The organism is Flavisolibacter ginsenosidimutans (assembly GCF_007970805.1).
GTDB lineage: Bacteria > Bacteroidota > Bacteroidia > Chitinophagales > Chitinophagaceae > Flavisolibacter > Flavisolibacter ginsenosidimutans.
Genome location: NZ_CP042433.1, coordinates 3,179,788 through 3,196,117 on the forward strand (window position 1 = coordinate 3,179,788; position 16,330 = coordinate 3,196,117).

Annotated in this window: 14 protein-coding genes and 1 pseudogene; 3 read left to right on the forward strand and 12 right to left on the reverse strand. The window is 42.6% G+C overall.

The features are described 5' to 3' along the window. Positions 1 to 8: 8 nt before the first annotated feature. The 5 genes from FSB75_RS13230 to tssD form a co-directional block, all read right to left on the reverse strand. The gene (locus tag FSB75_RS13230) at positions 9 to 593 is read right to left on the reverse strand and encodes an imm11 family protein (RefSeq protein ID WP_146788317.1); all 585 of its coding nucleotides are present in this window, start codon (positions 591 to 593) and stop codon (positions 9 to 11) included. Positions 594 to 603: 10 nt separating this feature from the next. Then, a complete protein-coding gene (locus tag FSB75_RS13235; RefSeq protein WP_146788320.1) occupies positions 604 to 1,323 on the reverse strand; it encodes an AHH domain-containing protein in 720 nt (239 codons plus the stop codon). Between the two features lie 12 nt (positions 1,324 to 1,335). After that, on the reverse strand, positions 1,336 to 1,701 hold the full coding sequence (locus FSB75_RS13240; protein WP_146788322.1) for a DUF4280 domain-containing protein: 366 nt from the start codon (positions 1,699 to 1,701) through the stop codon (positions 1,336 to 1,338). 15 nt (positions 1,702 to 1,716) lie between these two features. Beyond that, positions 1,717 to 3,657 carry a type VI secretion system Vgr family protein gene (locus FSB75_RS13245; RefSeq protein ID WP_146788325.1) on the reverse strand — a complete coding sequence of 647 codons (1,941 nt, stop codon included), beginning with the start codon at positions 3,655 to 3,657 and terminating at the stop codon, positions 1,717 to 1,719. Positions 3,658 to 3,857: 200 nt separating this feature from the next. After that, entirely contained in the window at positions 3,858 to 4,250 is a 393-nt protein-coding gene (gene tssD, locus FSB75_RS13250; protein WP_146788328.1) for a type VI secretion system tube protein TssD, read from the reverse strand. A 585-nt stretch (positions 4,251 to 4,835) separates the two neighbouring features. Between tssD and FSB75_RS13255 the strand changes: the two genes are divergently transcribed. Continuing rightward, positions 4,836 to 7,001 (forward strand): TonB-dependent receptor, encoded by a 2,166-nt coding sequence (locus FSB75_RS13255; protein WP_146788331.1) that lies wholly within the window; start codon positions 4,836 to 4,838, stop codon positions 6,999 to 7,001. Positions 7,002 to 7,082: 81 nt separating this feature from the next. Here FSB75_RS13255 and FSB75_RS13260 read toward each other — a convergent pair whose 3' ends face one another. The 7 genes from FSB75_RS13260 to FSB75_RS13290 form a co-directional block, all read right to left on the reverse strand. Then, entirely contained in the window at positions 7,083 to 8,297 is a 1,215-nt protein-coding gene (locus FSB75_RS13260; protein ID WP_146788334.1) for a sialidase family protein, read from the reverse strand. Continuing rightward, positions 8,294 to 10,633, reverse strand: a complete 2,340-nt coding sequence (locus FSB75_RS13265) for a TonB-dependent receptor (protein WP_146788338.1) — start codon at positions 10,631 to 10,633, stop codon at positions 8,294 to 8,296. Before FSB75_RS13265 ends, FSB75_RS13260 begins: the two co-directional genes overlap by 4 nt. Before the next feature lie 101 nt (positions 10,634 to 10,734). After that, entirely contained in the window at positions 10,735 to 11,109 is a 375-nt protein-coding gene (locus tag FSB75_RS13270; RefSeq protein ID WP_146788340.1) for a hypothetical protein, read from the reverse strand. A gap of 223 nt (positions 11,110 to 11,332) precedes the next feature. Beyond that, positions 11,333 to 12,124 (reverse strand): hypothetical protein, encoded by a 792-nt coding sequence (locus tag FSB75_RS13275; protein ID WP_146788343.1) that lies wholly within the window; start codon positions 12,122 to 12,124, stop codon positions 11,333 to 11,335. A 22-nt stretch (positions 12,125 to 12,146) separates the two neighbouring features. Next, a complete protein-coding gene (locus FSB75_RS13280) occupies positions 12,147 to 12,593 on the reverse strand; it encodes a helix-turn-helix domain-containing protein (RefSeq protein ID WP_146788346.1) in 447 nt (148 codons plus the stop codon). A 9-nt stretch (positions 12,594 to 12,602) separates the two neighbouring features. Beyond that, positions 12,603 to 12,935: a type II toxin-antitoxin system HigB family toxin gene (locus tag FSB75_RS13285; RefSeq protein WP_146788348.1), complete on the reverse strand. Its 333-nt coding sequence runs from the start codon at positions 12,933 to 12,935 to the stop codon at positions 12,603 to 12,605. A gap of 223 nt (positions 12,936 to 13,158) precedes the next feature. Further along, entirely contained in the window at positions 13,159 to 14,151 is a 993-nt protein-coding gene (locus tag FSB75_RS13290) for a hypothetical protein (RefSeq protein ID WP_146788351.1), read from the reverse strand. A gap of 618 nt (positions 14,152 to 14,769) precedes the next feature. On the opposite strand from FSB75_RS13290, the pseudogene FSB75_RS22380 reads away from it, so the two are divergent. Together FSB75_RS22380 and FSB75_RS13300 are read left to right on the forward strand one after the other, a co-directional pair. Beyond that, a pseudogene (locus tag FSB75_RS22380) lies at positions 14,770 to 14,874 on the forward strand (JAB domain-containing protein); the annotation flags it as partial. Positions 14,875 to 15,090: 216 nt separating this feature from the next. Then, positions 15,091 to 16,227, forward strand: a complete 1,137-nt coding sequence (locus FSB75_RS13300; protein WP_146788354.1) for an ATP-binding protein — start codon at positions 15,091 to 15,093, stop codon at positions 16,225 to 16,227. The last annotated feature ends 103 nt before the right edge of the window (positions 16,228 to 16,330 follow it).

The following is a 16,330-nucleotide window of genomic DNA, read 5'->3' on the forward strand; positions in this document are numbered from 1 at the left end:
GTTTGTTACTAATTTTGAAATAAAGTTCTGTCCGTCCAAGCTTCAATATTAGTGAATGCGATTCCAGTAGGATTCGTTGCCATTATTGAATCCACGACAGATACATGGAATAATTGAAAAGCAGGGTCTTCTTTCAAGCGAAACACCAATCGTTCCCTTAAAGGAATTAATTTGAGTATGTTTCTGTCAAGTACGATTTTTTTAATATTCGAAAGCATAAAAGTTATTGAGCAATTGGATTGTTCGACGTCAACACATTTTAGTATATGGTATATATGAATCGCCCAGTAATCGGTAAATATCTCGTCATTTTTGCCTCTTATTTTGGATGGCAGTAATTGAATTCCCGATATATTAAATGGGTTTAAAACGTCAAATATTTTTTTAGAGATAACAGATTTAGGAGTAGAATGATAGTCTGCCATTATTGGTTTTTTAGGAACAGGTTTACCTAACCTGAATAAAAGCATTTCCGGATTTTCGACCGGTGCCTTAAGCGATAGGTAGGTCGGGCAATTTGTATCTTCATCCAGCAAAGGAACATCCTTGTCATTCTTTCTGTGTATGCGATAGTATTCAAATTCATTGGCCATATTAATTATTTTATCTCTGTTCTAAAAAAATCTCGTTGCGCATTATAAGGTGCAAATCATGTTTTCGCCTTTCATTGCATACAGCTGCAGGATTTTTCTTTTCTTCCTTTCTTTTTTTCCTCAAACTATCCATATTCATACAGCCTTTCATCCCCCCAACATAATCAAATCCATCGTATGTCAGTGTCCAAGCAAAGTCCTCTACAAGGTTCCAGATGGTTTTGCTAATTTGATTTAAGCGGGATATAATCTCCTTTGGATTGTCACAAAATTCTTTATTCATCGCTGCGTCCTTTACAGGGTCAATCATACCTTTTACACCGTCAACGTAATTCATACTTTCCCCCGCTTCTGTTGCAGAATGATTCCCTCGGTGTAATGGAATTCTAAGTGTGCAAGCTACGGCCATATCAGAAGGTAGAAAGATCCCATTTTCTATACAATTAATATTATATCCGAAATTTTCACAGATCCTCGCCCAATTGTCGTTGTTCATTGACTCGGAACAAATCAGATGATGTGCTTGTGCGCTATTAATAGAGGTCGACAGTGGGTGTTGAGACGGACATTTGACGTTTAAATGAGCATACTTTGCTTTTAAAATCGCCTGGCCTAGATTGGCACTGTTTCCTACATGATTGCCGGCTTCAGTTAGTTCGGGATTGTGAACTTCCTTTTCACAAAGTGAACATATAGACCGGTTTTGTTTGTCCTCTACGTCTGCTGGCATATTTAAATTCTATTATTGACCAGAATCCTCAAAAGTAATTACGCCGCCGGCCCGTGTACACATGAGTTTAGCGTCGCCTTTTATGGCTGGCTTACCTCCAATTTTTTTCTTCATGAAGGCATTTATCCACGCACCCGCAGGTATGGGGGTACAGAAACACCCTGGAGGAGGCACTGCTTTATATGGCTTACATGTACCGAACGTAGCAACGGGAGGAAATAGATTTGCGCCAGGCGCAAAGTCCATCATGGTAGCTACTTTTTTACCATTGATTTTATAACTCTGGTTACTTGTAACTTTTAGAGTGGTGCTTTTATCTCCCATGGTGCATTTGATTGTCGCACCTTCAACCACTATTTGATCATCCTTGGGCATCATAATCTTTTTAAATTGTTAGCTAATATCCACTTGGCTTCCTTTTACAATAGCTTTTGAAGACCCTTCCATGCTGGCCTTATCACCTTTAAGTGCTACTTTACTGCTGCCTGTGATCACTGACTCTTTTGATGAAATATCCAATTTTTTTGAACTGTTTAATTTCGCATCTCCTTTGGCTTCAAGATTCATGCTCGCACCGGCTCCTGAACTAAGCTTTACGTTTTTACCTCCTGAAGCGGATAACATTTTGCCGGCCAAGATCACTGTATCTAAAGTTGACATAAACGAGCTTGACAGACCTGAGCCAAAGGTTAATACTCCACCTGCAGCCCCTTCAATCGCCCCACCTGCGTTCATGGTAATTGCTCCCTTTGCAAGCATACTAATCGATGTAGCATTCAAATTGATTGATGGGGCGTTCATATTTATTGTACTATTTGCATTTATCGTGATTGTCTCCTTTACCGTATCTATAATAAACGTATTCTTATTCTTATCAGTGATTGTAATTTTTTCCTTCCCCTTTTCATCATTCATCTCAATCACATGCCCACTCCTTGTACTCAATGTCTTTTTATTGTTATCTGTTCCGCCGCCGGCCCCCGTCTTCCCATGATAAATACTCCCTAACACAAATGGCCTGTCTGGATCATTGTACCGGAAACAAACCAACACTTGGTCGCCGATTTCCGGGATGAACATAAAGCCCCGGTTCTTTGAAACCTGGTCGCTGCTGCCAGCATCGGAGGTCATTACCCGCAACCAATTAGTCATCCCGTTGCTCTCCTTTTGCCAGAGCATTTGCACACGTATCCGGCCTGTGTTATCGGGATCGGCATTGTCCGTTACAGTGGCTATCTGCGGTTCTGCTATCGGCATAATAACGTTCTTCACCGGTATGTTTTCCACGCCAGCCGGAATGCCTTCGAAGTTGTTGTAGTACCGCTTGTTCTCGGTCAGGTAATGCTCAATGTTGGTGATGAGGAATTTTCCGTAAGCTTCCTGGCTTAGCGCATTGTTCTCCCGAGTCGAAGCTTTTACATCGGCAACGGCGCCGATGCAGATCGAGGGATTGTCACTACTTCCGGACAATACTTCAAGATCGGCAGCCATAGCCGTTTTTTGTTTTTTTACAAAGCCGTCCAAATCGCCTTTGCTTTCCACCCGTTGGCGAACGGGAAAACTTACCGGCTCCGAAAATACCTTGTTGGACTCCTGCAAGGCATGATGCGCATATTCATCCAGACCGTCAACGCCAGAAGGCGCTTTGGCGCTAATGAATTTGTCGTCTTTGGAAACATAAGCATAGCTGCTGAAGGCCAGTGGCAATATCCGCAATTTCAGTTGCAGTTGGTGCACATCGGCTCCGTACATGATTTCAATGTTGGGCGACGATGAAGGTTTGCCAAAAAATAAATCAATGCCGTTGTAATAGCACCACTCGCCATATTCAGACGAAAGCCGGTTTAAAAAATGAAAGGTGCTTTCGCGATATTGACAAATGTATTTGAGCGACGATTTGTACTGCGGCTTCACGTTCACGCGGCAACTTTGCGACAAGGGCTGCGTGATTTGCTGCACAATTTGCTGCAATCCTTTTTTGTAAAACGAAAGCAGGTGCGGACCGTTCTCGAGCAGGATGGTGGGGCTGTATCCTTTTAATACAAGATGGCTGGTGAAATTGTCGGATTGCTCCATGCTGATCTCGCAAATCAATCCCCTGAACTCGTAGGCCGGTTCCAGGTTGCCTGCCTTGATTAACTTGATAATGGCCAGCTTGCCGATCTTTTTTTGCGCCGTTTTTAACGTAAACGCACCAATCCTCTCCAGCACATCGTACCGGATGCGTATGGCAAACTCATGGTGCGCATTAAACTGTTGACGAATGACGATGGAACTGTAATAATCAATTTTCTCGTCTTCAATTTCAATGTCGGCAATAACCTGCTGTTCCATAAGCCAAAAATTAGCGTAAGCGGATGGCGTTAAAGTGGAAATGTTTCGCTACAGATTTTAAAGGGCGGGCATTGCACCGGGGAGTAAGTTCATGGGTTGAGGCGATGGATGTACGGAGATTTTCGCAGCAGCCGGTTGATAAGGAACGGAATGTTTGCAGAGAAACATTTCCTTAGGAAGAAAAACGATTGAAGCCGCGATTACTTTGGCCATTCGTTTTTGTGCTCGGCGTTACCGATTTTGATTTTTTCGGCAGAAATAGTAAAATCAATCAGCATGGGTTGAGTGCCCGTGATGTCAATGCCTTCCTGAAAGCGGATGACATAGCCTTTTTCCCAAGTCAGCTCTTTCATTTTAGCGTCCTCGTCACCTTTCTTAAAAGTAACGGTACCGTCCACGGGTTTGTACTGGTTTACCATGGATTCGATGATGGAGGTATCATCAGTTGATTCGACCGAGAGGTTAACAGTTCCGCCGTAAACGCCGGAGGAAGGACGGCCCTTTGAATCAACATCTCTGTGCAGGGCATAATTGCACCGGATAACGTCAATGTTGTCTTTGCCGCCAATTTTGAGTTTTGCGTTGAAAGCCATAAAGGTTAGTTTAAAGGTGAGAAATGTAGCAAAAAGTTAATATAAAAATTAGCACTTCCAAAATTTACTTTCTTCAGAAAGAGAAGACATTGTAAACAATTGTATTTAAACAAACACCGACTCGCCTGCCAATGCCTCCTGACGCTGAACAGTGTTTTGCGCCAAGGACAATTAAACGGCATCTGTCGCCAATCGTTGCTGCGTTATTAAATCGTTTCGAAAACCAATACGAATTTCTGACGTGTTCAAACAGAAAAGCAGGGGAATTTTCCCGAGAAAGAACCGCTCTTTTCCCGGCTCTTTATCTCAAACGTTTTTCTACACGGAAAAACAAACCAGATTTTGCTTCGTCTCGTACATAAGCCCACAGAACTTATAGCGGAGAGAAACCGTGCATAAAAATTGCAGGATAAAACCATCCAACGCTTGCTTATCGAAAATTTATATTCAAACCGTTACCGCATATGCGGACTTGCTTGCGGGCATTGTGCTTTGCGCAGGGTGTCCTGCACGGTTTTCTTGTTTCTTTTTTGTTTTGCGTTTCTGTCTTCGTCTTCGCAGACCAAATCCTTCACCGGCACGGTAATGGAGAGCAAAACCGCCGTACCCGTTGAAGGCGCAACGGTCACACTACTGCCTTCCAAGCAAACGACGTTAAGCGATGAGAGGGGCCGGTTTCTCTTCAAACAAAAAAGCAGCGGCCAGGAACTTAAAATAACATCTATTGGTTACGAAACAGTGGTTGTATCAATCACTGATTTTATCAAAGCTGGCAACACGGTCAGGCTTGATGCTGCGCCTGTAGAACTCAAAAACCTAACCGTTTCTACCACGGCTGGCGAACAATATCGCTCCATTAGTAAGGTGGACATTAAGATGCGCGGCATTAATAATTCGCAGGAAGTACTGCGCATGGTGCCGGGCCTCTTCATTGGCCAACACGCAGGCGGTGGCAAGGCCGAACAAATTTTTTTGCGCGGTTTTGATCTTGACCACGGCACCGACATCAGCATCTCGGTAGACGGGATGCCCGTAAACATGGTATCTCATGCGCACGGGCAAGGTTATGCTGATTTGCATTTTCTCATTCCCGAACTCATTGACAACATCACGTTTAAAAAGGGAACTTACTATGCGGAGAAGGGAAACTTTACCACAACAGGATTTGTTGACTTTAAAACCTACAACGCAGTTCCCAACAATTCCATCAAAATGGAAGGCGGCATGTTCAATACGTTTCGTACAGTAGGAATGTTTAATTTGTTGAACGCAGATGCAAGAGCAAAAGGTCAATCGGCTTACGTGGCATCGGAATACGTGTACACGAACGGCTACTTCGACAATCCGCAAAACTTTAACCACTTTAATCTCTTCGGGAAATATTATGGAGCGTTGAACAAGCACAACACACTCAGTTTCTCAGCGTCAACCTTTGCCAGCAAATGGAACGCTTCTGGGCAGATTCCCGATCGCGCCGTAGAGAGTGGCCTCATTGATTTTTATGGCGCGATTGATCCGGCCGAAGGCGGCAAGACATCGCGAAGCAACGCAAACGTTTTGTTGACTTCTACTTTGAACAACGGTTCTTATTTTAAAAACCAGCTTTATTATTCGCGCTACAAGTTTGAACTGTACTCCAACTTCACCTTTTACAAAGAAGACCCGGTGAACGGCGATCAGATACGCCAAAAAGAAAGCCGGAATTTATACGGTTACAACGGCAGCTATCACAAAATTTTTTACGCAGGCAAGGTCAAGGTAAGTTCGGAAATTGGCGCCAACATTCGCATGGACAGAACAAGCAACTCAGAGCTTTCGCGAACAAAAGACAGAAGCATCACCACTGCACAACTGATGCTTGGTAATATTTCAGAAAATAATCTTGCCGGTTATACGAGCGAGACGTTTTCTTTCTCGCCAAGATTCAGCATTAACACCGGCCTGCGTTACGACTGTTTTCACGATGAATACCTGAACAAGCTAAAGGGCAATAGCATCGGCAAAGCGTCGGCATCTATTTTTAGTCCGAAGCTTAGTTTTTATTATCACGCAAGCGACAAAGCGCAGCTTTATTTCAGCAACGGCAAAGGTTTTCATTCCAACGATACAAGAGTTGTCGTAACACAAAACGGGCTTCAAATTTTGCCCGCAGCATACGGCTCTGATTTGGGAGCGGTGTTGAAGCCCACAAAAAATTTGCTGCTGAATGCGGCGCTTTGGTATCTCTGGCTTAACCAGGAATTTGTGTACGTAGGCGATGAAGGCGTGGTGGAACCAAGCGGCAAGAGCCGGCGATACGGCGCCGATATTTCCGTGCGTTATCAGCCGGTAAACTGGCTGTATGCCGATGTGGATTTGAATTATTCGCACGGCCGGTCGGTGGATGAACCCAAAGGACAAAACTATTTGCCGCTTGCGCCTGTGTTTACGTCCATCGGTGGGCTAACCATTAAAACGAAACAAGACATCAACGTCTCGCTTCGTTACCGTTACATGAGCAATCGTCCAGCCAATGCAAACAACAGCGTTGTGGCGAAAGGTTATTTTGTTACCGATGCGTTTGTGAATTACCTGAAGAAGAGATATGAGATCGGTCTTGCCATTCAAAACCTTTTTAACGTGAAGTGGAAAGAAACGCAGTTTGATACCGAAAGCCGCCTGAAGAACGAACCTGCGCCGGTTTCAGAAATTCATTTTACACCGGGCACGCCGTTCTTTGCCAAGTTGAGCTTTACGGTTTTGTTCAGATGAAGCTATCGTCTTGTATAAGCCAATTCAACAGCCAACAATTTCGCTGCTGCTTAAACGCATTTTTGTTTAAGTACACTTGTTTCAATTAAGGTTTACGACTTGATACGTTACAAAATTCTTCCCCTCTTTAGTCGTTGAATACGCAACAATCGAAGCCGCTTCGTTTAACGGCGCCACAACGGGATAACTTGCGTTTACCGCTGACGCCGTAAGGTGATCTTTGCCTTCGCTTTTACCGTCTGCACTTCGCCGTTGAATACCAATTTGCTTGACGGCTTTATTACCGTTCACGTGTGTTTCATCCCAAACAATCAGCAACTCTCCGTTTTTCAACGAAGCAATTTGCGGATGCGAACCGGCTGCGCTTACGCTGTCGCGCAAAACAAAGCTTTTGCCGTTGTCGGTGGTTTTGGTGTAATAACAACCTTTGTCTTTTGCGCCCGTGAACCAGGCGAAATGAAGGCCGTTTTTGTTCTCTGTCATCGCCGGGCCTGTGTGCGGACAAGCGTTCAGCACCCAATTGTCTTCGTTGATTCTTTTTGGCGCGGAAAAGGTTTTGCCTCCGTCGGTGGAAACGATGTGCACCATGTCGCGAATGCTGTCTTGTATAATGCCGCGATACAAAGCATGAATGCCGCCCTTTGCATCTACGTATAAACTTGTGCGACAGCATTGGCAACAAGGCTGACTGATTAATTGCCCGCCCCCAAATCCATTCTTTCCATCTGTGCTGGCAAAGTACAAAGCCGAACCTTCTTTGCTTATGGTTTTGCGGTTGTCCAACCAAACAATGCCCGCTTCACCGCTGGGCAGAAGTGCCACGTCGTAATAACGTTGGTCATAGCTGGCGGTATCGCTTACCAAGGGCTTTATCTTCGTCCATGTTTTGCCGCCGTCAAAGGATTGCGTGTACGAAACCAGGCCCGCGTATTTGTTTTTTGCGCCGGTACTTTTTGTTCCCCACAACGCAATGATTTCACCCGAAGGTTTGAAAAGAATTTTCGGAAGGTTCTCGCCGTGCGGTTGAATGTTGCCGCTATTGGGAATAACAATTGGTGAAGAGAATGTTTTTCCATCACTGCTTATTGCATAACAAAAAGCGGTTGTGCTGTCGTTAATCATACGCACCCAACTCAGCACCGCGTTGCCCTTGTTGTCTTTTGTGAGGTAAGGACATTCGCCCGGCGCGGCATCAATTTGCACCGCTTCGTTTGCCGTGATTATTGTTTTCTCTTTGTTGCTTTTGCAAGCGGTAAAACAAAATGCAAGTGCAATTATCGAAAGTGTTTGTTTCATTGTTTCTTCTTAAAAAGGTTTGCAAAATCATAGGACACACCGAGGTTGAAATTGCGTGGCTCGGCTAGTTGATAACTGTAACCGAAAGAACTCTTTGACGTGATGTAAGAATAATAATTGTCCGTTGCGTTCAGCACGTTCAGCCACAGGTCAAAACCTTTTGCAGTATAACCCACGCGAAGATTGAGCGTATTGTAGCCGTTGTATTTCGCAGTATTCTGCGGGTCAATAAAGTAGCAGCCTACGCGTTGCAGTTCCGCACCCATGCGCAAGCCTTTTGCAAACGAAGGTTTGTACCAAAGTTCGGCGTTGTAAATCCAGTGCGGTGCGTTGGCCATTTCGTTGCCGTTGTAATTGATGCCTTTTTCAACGTAATCAACAAAGCGGTGTTTGCTGTATGCGCCGCTTAAGCGAAACGAAAGGTCTTTGACAAACGTTGCGTTCACACCAAGCTCAATGCCTTCATGCAAGGTTCTTCCGGCATTTTCGTTGGCAAAGGAACCGTCATCTAATTTTATAGAAATCACTTCGTTGGTGCCTCTTAAACGGTATGCGCTAACATCGGCCGACAAACGGTTTTTGACAATCTCCATCCAGCCGCCCACTTCGTAATTGTAAAAGACGGAAGGATCCAGATTGGGCACTTTTACACCCGTGTAAAGATCGGTGACCTGCGGTGGCACAAAGCCTTCGGAATAATTGGCGTAAACACCGGTTCTTTTTGAGAAGTTGTACGTAAAGCCAAGCTTCGGACTTACACGTCCGAAATTATTTACCGTGTCCGGCGAACCGCTGAAAGCGGATGGCTTTAAATGATTGTCGAAGCCATAATGAAAATAATCGTAGCGCAATGATGCCACCACGCGAAGTTTTTCCAAAGGATTGAATTCAAAATTTAGAAAGGCCGCGTAGTTGTTCAACTTCGTGGCATAATTCGTTAGCACGCTATCGGTATTTTGGTAGCTCACGTACTTTTTTGTCAGCGTGTCTTTTTTTATGCGGATGTAATTCGCACCATAAGTTGACGGACTTAAATCAACGTTCACTCCGCCAATTAACAAAGCCTTCTTCCAATCCAAATTTTGGCGGTGCTGCGCAATAAAAGAATAGGAATGAAAAGAGCTTGCGTTGATTTCGCCGTGCGCCAAATCTTTTTTGCCCACGTAAACGCCGTTCAGCTTTTTGTAATCGTCCTTCACGCGGTAAGCGGGGTTTTGGCCGATGGTGTTGTCGCGGTACAAAGCCGTAAAGGTTGTTTTGCTGGCCTCGCTCCACACCTGCGTCAACGTAGAATGATACCGCAGCGCATCTACCTTGCGGTACGTAAAGGTTTGCGGGTTGGAAAAAGTCTTGCTGGCAAACATGGCACTGTCAATGCCGCCGGACATGTCGCTGTAATAATTCAAATACGTGAGGCTGTTCGTCAGCGTTGTTTTGTCCGAGAAGCGGTAATCAACTCTTGCCGTAAACGTGCCTTTGTGAAAATCGCTGTAATCCAAAAAGCCGTTCTTTCTGTCGGCATAATAACCGCTCAGTAAAAAGCCCCACTTACCACTCGAAATGCTGCTCATTAAGTCGGCTCTTTTGTAGCCGATGTTGTTGCCTTGCGCAGAAAATTTCAAAACGGGGACGGCCGTTGGCGCAGCCGTAATGAAGTTCACCACGCCGCCGATGGCTTCGCTGCCGTATAGTGATGAAGAAGGGCCTTTGATGACTTCAATGCTTTTGGCAGCGGCCGCGTTCATTTCCAGCAAAGCGTTGTGGTTGTAAAGGCCCGATGTGCGAATGGGAATGCCGTCCTCCAAATACAAAAACAAACTCTTTGTCGTCATTGGTTGGCGAATGCTCATTTCGTGTTGTTCGTTGCCAAGATTGATCATGTTTACGCCGCTCACCTTGTTTAGCACCTGGTCAACGGTTGTGGGTTTTGTCTCCTGAAGAATTTTATTGCTGATAGTGGTAATGGCTACCGGCGCTTCGGAGCGTTTACCGCCTTCGCCGCGATTGGCGGTAAGCACTACTGTTTGCAACAGTGATGAAGAAGCGTTGAGCGCCACGAGGTACTGTTTATCGGATACGGCAAAAGTTTGCGGTGCATAACCTACGTAGCTAACCGACAAGGTTTGGCAATCTTTGCAGCGCATTTCAAATTCGCCCAAAGCGTTGGTGGCACAACCACAATTGCAGCCTTCTTTTGTACAATGAATGCTGGCGCCGATTACAGGCTCTTTGGTGGCGGCGTCAATGATTTTTCCTTTGACAATGGTTTGTGAATATGCGCTTGCTGCGGTAAAAAGAAACACCGCCAATAGCGTTTGTTTTATAAAGCGAAACATAGGTTGAGTTGTTTAATCAATCGAAAAATGCAGGCATGGCCTCTTTACCACAAGTTTCTGCGGTAAAGACGATGGCTTAACCGAACGGGAAATGAACTTGATCAAACAACGGCTGGAGGGTGAAATACATCCGCAGCAGAGGGTTGCGGAAAGAGTGTGGAATGATAAGCTATAAAAACTTTTGGAACCCTTGCTTTCTTAGCGGGCACTGTAGCAAAGAAGAATTGGGACGAAACAATTTCGTTCTTGTTCTCGCTCTTGCGTTCGGGGTTTTGTTGCTCATTCTTTTCTTCTTCTTTCAGCTTCTTCATCATCTGGCATTTGCCGTTGCAGTGCAGCATCGGCCTTGCCTTGTTTTCACAGCTCTTCGCAAAAGAAGCGGTGTTGGCAAAATAGTCCAGCACAATGATGCTGCGGTTAAAAACCTGCAGAGCAAAGGAGAACAGAAGAAATATGGCCGCTACTTGCCGAATCATAAAGAGACACAAAGGTAGCTTTAGAGCAGACGATGCAACTGAGTAAAGTCAGTCGTTCATCTGATTTGCAGTGGAATAATAAATGTAAAAACCCAAAACCCGTAACAAAAGTTTACAGATTTCGGGTTTTGCTGCGGAGAGTGAGTTACAACTTTCGAACTTTCTATGTGCAGATTTACGAGCAGTTGTGGCCTTACTGGATGAATTTATTTTTTGAAATAAATCAATGTGTCCTAATTGGCTCCAAGATATTTCCTTGCGGCATGCGCCAAAGTAGGCCGTCGAAATTTCTATTTTGTTCGATATATGATATTAGATCGGCTTTCGTTAGTACGCCGTTTAACTTTTCTGGTTGTACAATGGCATATATTTCTGTCTTTGACCTGAGATTAATATTGACCTTGCCAGGAGTCAAATCCTTTCTTAATTCTGATAATTCCATCGAAAATGATTGCCGTTTATTCGACAGTATTACTTTTTGTACTTTTCCAATCCGTAAAGAGTTGCTCCATTGCTTTATGGCAATGAACTGCCCCAGCTCCGGCGTTAAGTTACTTACTGCATCTGCAATCAATTTTCTTTCCTGTTCATATTTTCTATTGCGTAAATCCTGTTCATATTTCAAGTCCAGTTGGCTTTTGAATCTGGCAGCATTTACTTTAATACCATCCTTTTGCAAATACCATTCAAGTAAATTCCATATATAGTCATAATGAGTAAGTTCTTCTATATTTCGTAATAAATCCTCATTATCCCTTCGATCTGCAGTGAGATAGAAAGAAAAATAGTCTTTTTCTCCATATCGGGAAAATTCATTCCACAAAGTTTCATGCAACTTGTGGTTAAGCGAACCATCTTTTAGCTCAATATTTACATATACTCTGCAATATTTTCTGCCAAAGTGCTCTTCTATTTCATTGCTCACTGTTACTTCGTGAATGTCGCTTTTAAATCCCCTAGCAATAGTAACGTATAAACCTATTTTTCTAAATATATCTGCATGTACCTGATACATAGTTGCTTATTTGGTATGATAATCAAACAATTACCAGATTCTTTTTTGTATTCATGACACTCGCGTTTTTGAAGTGCGCATTCTCAGCGACTTTCAATTTGTAGGGTCGGTTGAATGCGTCTTGAGCCAGTTTGAACTGCGCCGAAAGGATACGGATTGTTTCTTTCGACAAGCCTTTTTTATAGTGAAGCATATCAGAAACTAAACCTTCACTTACATGAAGCAGTTTTGCCAAATCAACTGCCTTCATTTTATGTTCATTCATTAAATACTTAAGCAACTCAATTGGATCAGCCTCGTAAAACGTGTTATGTTCTTCATCATACTTTTCAATGAGTAGTGTGAGTAATTCAATTTCATCCTTAACTGCCTTAGACTTTTTGACTCCATCTGTAAGAGCCTCTAAAGCATCACAGTATTTGTTGTACTGCAGTTTTGTTTTAATAACCTTGTATGGTAATGTTTCCATAATAAATATTTAATAAATGCTTATATTATATTGCTTTTCATCGTCACACAATTCCGTGTATTCAGCATGGGTTCCGATCCATTTCACATATAAGTAAACCTTAGTAACACCAAAATGATATTTACAAATCATTCTGTAATTATTGCCTGCTATATTAAAAACAACTCTATCACTTCCATTACCCAATAAATCTGCTGCGCCAAATGTCTCCATGATATCCTTTGGCTCTTGCCAGTCAGATTGCTTTAAAAGGTTTAACCATATTCGGAAAGAAATCCTGCTTCTCGCATTTAGCAACATATACCCTTCAATGGATTGCCTTTTAATAAGATGGACCTTCATGTAGTATAGCAAACATACTACCAAGTTCACAAAAAGTGAAGAATTTGGAAAATATTTTCCGGCCTACTAGTTCTAACTGTCAAGTGAAAGGGACTTTTCGATCGACAAAAGCCGCTATCAAAGCGGCTTTTGTCGATGTGCGGGCAGTTGTTTACAACTTTCGAACTTTTTAGGTGACATAAACGCGACAAATCAGTTCATCAAGAATTACCTGTAGCTAACTCTAATAGCTCCAAATGTACCCGTATGGCTTTTTAGAAAACTCTAAAGTATTCTGGTCGACATCAGCTAAAAGCTCGTCAGGGCTTTCAATAAATGGATCATACCAATTGGCCTTTCTTTTTGCCCATTCCAACCATTCAAAAGTCTCGGGAGGTATTGGTTGATTACTTGCAGCCCTAACTTCCACTTCATGGATATACCTGCGTAGGTTTTCAGCCTTATGCCATCTATCTGAATCAATAAGCAACTTCTTAAAGTTTGTAAGATCTTGTTGCTTTCTTTCCTCAAGCCCTTTTGCCAGCCGCTCCCTTTCTTCACGCTCTATCCTGGCCTTTTCAAATGCTAACTGCTGTTCCGTTCTTTGTGCTGCTGATAACTCTAGGCCGGCAATGATTTTTGCCAAGTGCTCCTCCAAACGGGTACTCCCGTCTTTATATTCCCTGCCGTACCATCCACCCACTTGTAATGCAAGAATCCCCTTTGGATGAAATACTTGCCTCGTCCAGGTTTTTTCCTGAACTGTTTCTTTTCGCATCTTTTCCCTTAGAAATAGCTCAAAATCATGACCACTAACAATTGCCAATGTCTTCCGATTTCTAATTTCAACGGAATGTCCCCGTGCTTTAAGTGCTTTGATCAATGTATCAAAGAACAAAAGTGCACGATCTACATTTGTTTTAGCCACCCGTATATCCAAACTCTCATAGCTGGATGACACAATGCCTATGTAATTATATACACCTGGCTTTTGCTTTGAAAGAATGCTTTTTGATTGTGCAATTAATGGATCTGGTTTCAACAACATCTCTGGAATTTGCAGAGAAAGTGATTGATCCCTCTCCACTTCTTGAATTTTCAGTGTTCGAGGGGAAGGTGAATTACGATCAGCCGCAGGATTGTTTTCATCCCTCAATTGTAACTTGGCGGTTTCTTCCCCTTTATAATTTACAGAAAGAGCAGTCTTCTTAACCTTTTTCCCAAATTGAACTTTCATCCAATACCCTGCTGGCGGAACAGGTATTCCATGCGGATACACATCTTACGAAGGCCAACATCAGATATATTGTATCTTTTGGAAAGTGATAGCATTGACTCCTGCCAAACCAATGCATAAAGCTCTTTACGTGATAATACGATAGGATCCATCTTCCTAAAATAGAACAACTTCACTGACAGGCACTTTGAAAAAATATTCCACACTTATTTACCAATTTGGCATTGTATACAAGTTGGCTTGTATCATATTACAGTTACATAAAATTTTTTATTGTCATTTGTTCAGAGATAAGGTTGATGCAAATTAGGAGGTTAACGTTATAATGAATCGTTATGAAAACAAAGATGATGATCGCAAATGCTTAGTACCTGGTAAACTGAAATTTAGATGGTGTAGAAGATAAAAGTAAAGGCTTCACAACGGCCAAGAATTACTTCATCAAAAAAGAGAGTTGCGATGTACTTTTAAACAGATGGGATGAAAACAAGATGGACTTTATTAAAAAGTCCAAAGTACTGCTGCTAAACAGAGCAAACAGGTTTCGACAATTTATGAAGTCTCTACAGGGGGCTGAGTCGGTAGGGTTGCTGGTCTGAAAGTGATTTTTCCCCGGCCCTTAAGGCTAATGCAAGTTCTCTTATCCTTGCTCATAATCATCCTTATTCGATCCTCAAACCTAACCAGACGGATCAGGTATTAAACCCCAAAATCAGTGGATAGAAAAGTATCTGGAAATAATGATACCGGATTACCTGATCGTTGGCCCGCTAGTGCAAAACTGCTTTAAGCCCTTTTTATTTGGAAACTCTAATAAAAGATTCACACATGTTGATAAAAATTAAATTATTTGAAATCAACAAATAGTTCAAATTTAGTAATTTAGTCAATTTGTTGACCAAATTTCAAGTAATTTAGTCACTTGAATGACAATTTTGTATGGATTTAATTCATCGAGCCTTGGAAGTGAAAATTAAAGAACAGCTTGGTAAAAATAAAGTTATTCTCATCATGGGTACACGTAGGGTGGGTAAAACCGTATTGGCAAATACCATTAAAAACCAATACGGCGGTAAAGTGTTAGTCATGAATGCAGAGGACTTTGACGTACAAGAACTGCTAAAAAATCGCTCCATTGCTAACTATAAGCGAATTATCGGTAATGCAACGCTTCTGATCATAGATGAGGCACAAGTGCTGCCAGACATTGGCCAGATTCTTAAACTAATGATTGATGAAATACCGGAACTGACGATTATCGCAACAGGATCTTCGTCCTTCGATTTAGCTAACAAAACGGGTGATCCGTTAACCGGCCGGGTAATTCTGTTGCATCTCTACCCTTTATCGCAAGCGGAAATTGGTGCTAGCGAAACTGGCTTGGAAACTAGTCAAAATTTAGAGGAGCGGCTTGTATTTGGGAGCTATCCTGAACTCTTTAAGCTTTCAACGGTGGAGGAAAAAGCCGCTTACCTGCTACAGTTGGTACAATCGTACCTGCTAAAAGACATTCTGGCTTTTGAAGGCATCCGGCAATCAGATAAAATTGTAAAACTATTGCGGCTGATTGCCTACCAATGCGGAGCTGAGGTATCCTATACAGAACTGGCGGGGCAATTAGGAATCAGTAAGAATACCGTTGAAACCTACCTTGATCTTTTATCCAAGGTCTTCATTGTATACAAAGTGAGTGCTTACAGTACCAATTTACGTAAAGAGGTTTCAAAATCTTCTAAATGGTTCTTTTATGATAACGGTATAAGGAATGCAATCATCAACGATTTCCGACTTCTATCCTTACGAAACGATACCGGCCTGCTTTGGGAAAATTATCTACTGTCGGAAAGGCTAAAGAAAAACGCCTATCAGCGCAAACATGCACAATATTATTTCTGGCGCAATTATAACCAGCAGGAAGTTGATTTAGTCGAAGTGGATAACGGAAAAATTACGGCTTATGAATTCAAATACTCACCGACAAAAAAAGTGAAAAAACCGTCTGCATTTGCTTCCGGTTACCCTAATGTGGAATTTGAAGTGATCTCCAAAGACAATTATCTTGATTGGCTTTTATAAGAAAGATATGGAACAAAAGATTGTGTCGTCCTGTGTCGTCCTGCTTTCAGTTTACACTTTTGTTTGATAATCCGGGTATCAGTTGACACCCTATTTTTTAGTC

Coding starts and splice junctions, on each gene's coding strand:
- FSB75_RS13300 (WP_146788354.1), top strand. CDS start 15,091: ATGGATTTAATTCATCGAGCCTTGGAAGTGAAAATTAAAGAACAGCTT.
- FSB75_RS13230 (WP_146788317.1), bottom strand. CDS start 593: ATGGCCAATGAATTTGAATACTATCGCATACACAGAAAGAATGACAAG.
- FSB75_RS13235 (WP_146788320.1), bottom strand. CDS start 1,323: ATGCCAGCAGACGTAGAGGACAAACAAAACCGGTCTATATGTTCACTT.
- FSB75_RS13275 (WP_146788343.1), bottom strand. CDS start 12,124: ATGTATCAGGTACATGCAGATATATTTAGAAAAATAGGTTTATACGTT.
- tssD (WP_146788328.1), bottom strand. CDS start 4,250: ATGGCTTTCAACGCAAAACTCAAAATTGGCGGCAAAGACAACATTGAC.
- FSB75_RS13255 (WP_146788331.1), top strand. CDS start 4,836: ATGGAGAGCAAAACCGCCGTACCCGTTGAAGGCGCAACGGTCACACTA.
- FSB75_RS13290 (WP_146788351.1), bottom strand. CDS start 14,151: ATGAAAGTTCAATTTGGGAAAAAGGTTAAGAAGACTGCTCTTTCTGTA.
- FSB75_RS13265 (WP_146788338.1), bottom strand. CDS start 10,633: ATGTTTCGCTTTATAAAACAAACGCTATTGGCGGTGTTTCTTTTTACC.
- FSB75_RS13245 (WP_146788325.1), bottom strand. CDS start 3,657: ATGGAACAGCAGGTTATTGCCGACATTGAAATTGAAGACGAGAAAATT.
- FSB75_RS13260 (WP_146788334.1), bottom strand. CDS start 8,297: ATGAAACAAACACTTTCGATAATTGCACTTGCATTTTGTTTTACCGCT.
- FSB75_RS13240 (WP_146788322.1), bottom strand. CDS start 1,701: ATGATGCCCAAGGATGATCAAATAGTGGTTGAAGGTGCGACAATCAAA.
- FSB75_RS13280 (WP_146788346.1), bottom strand. CDS start 12,593: ATGGAAACATTACCATACAAGGTTATTAAAACAAAACTGCAGTACAAC.
- FSB75_RS13285 (WP_146788348.1), bottom strand. CDS start 12,935: ATGAAGGTCCATCTTATTAAAAGGCAATCCATTGAAGGGTATATGTTG.
- FSB75_RS13270 (WP_146788340.1), bottom strand. CDS start 11,109: ATGATTCGGCAAGTAGCGGCCATATTTCTTCTGTTCTCCTTTGCTCTG.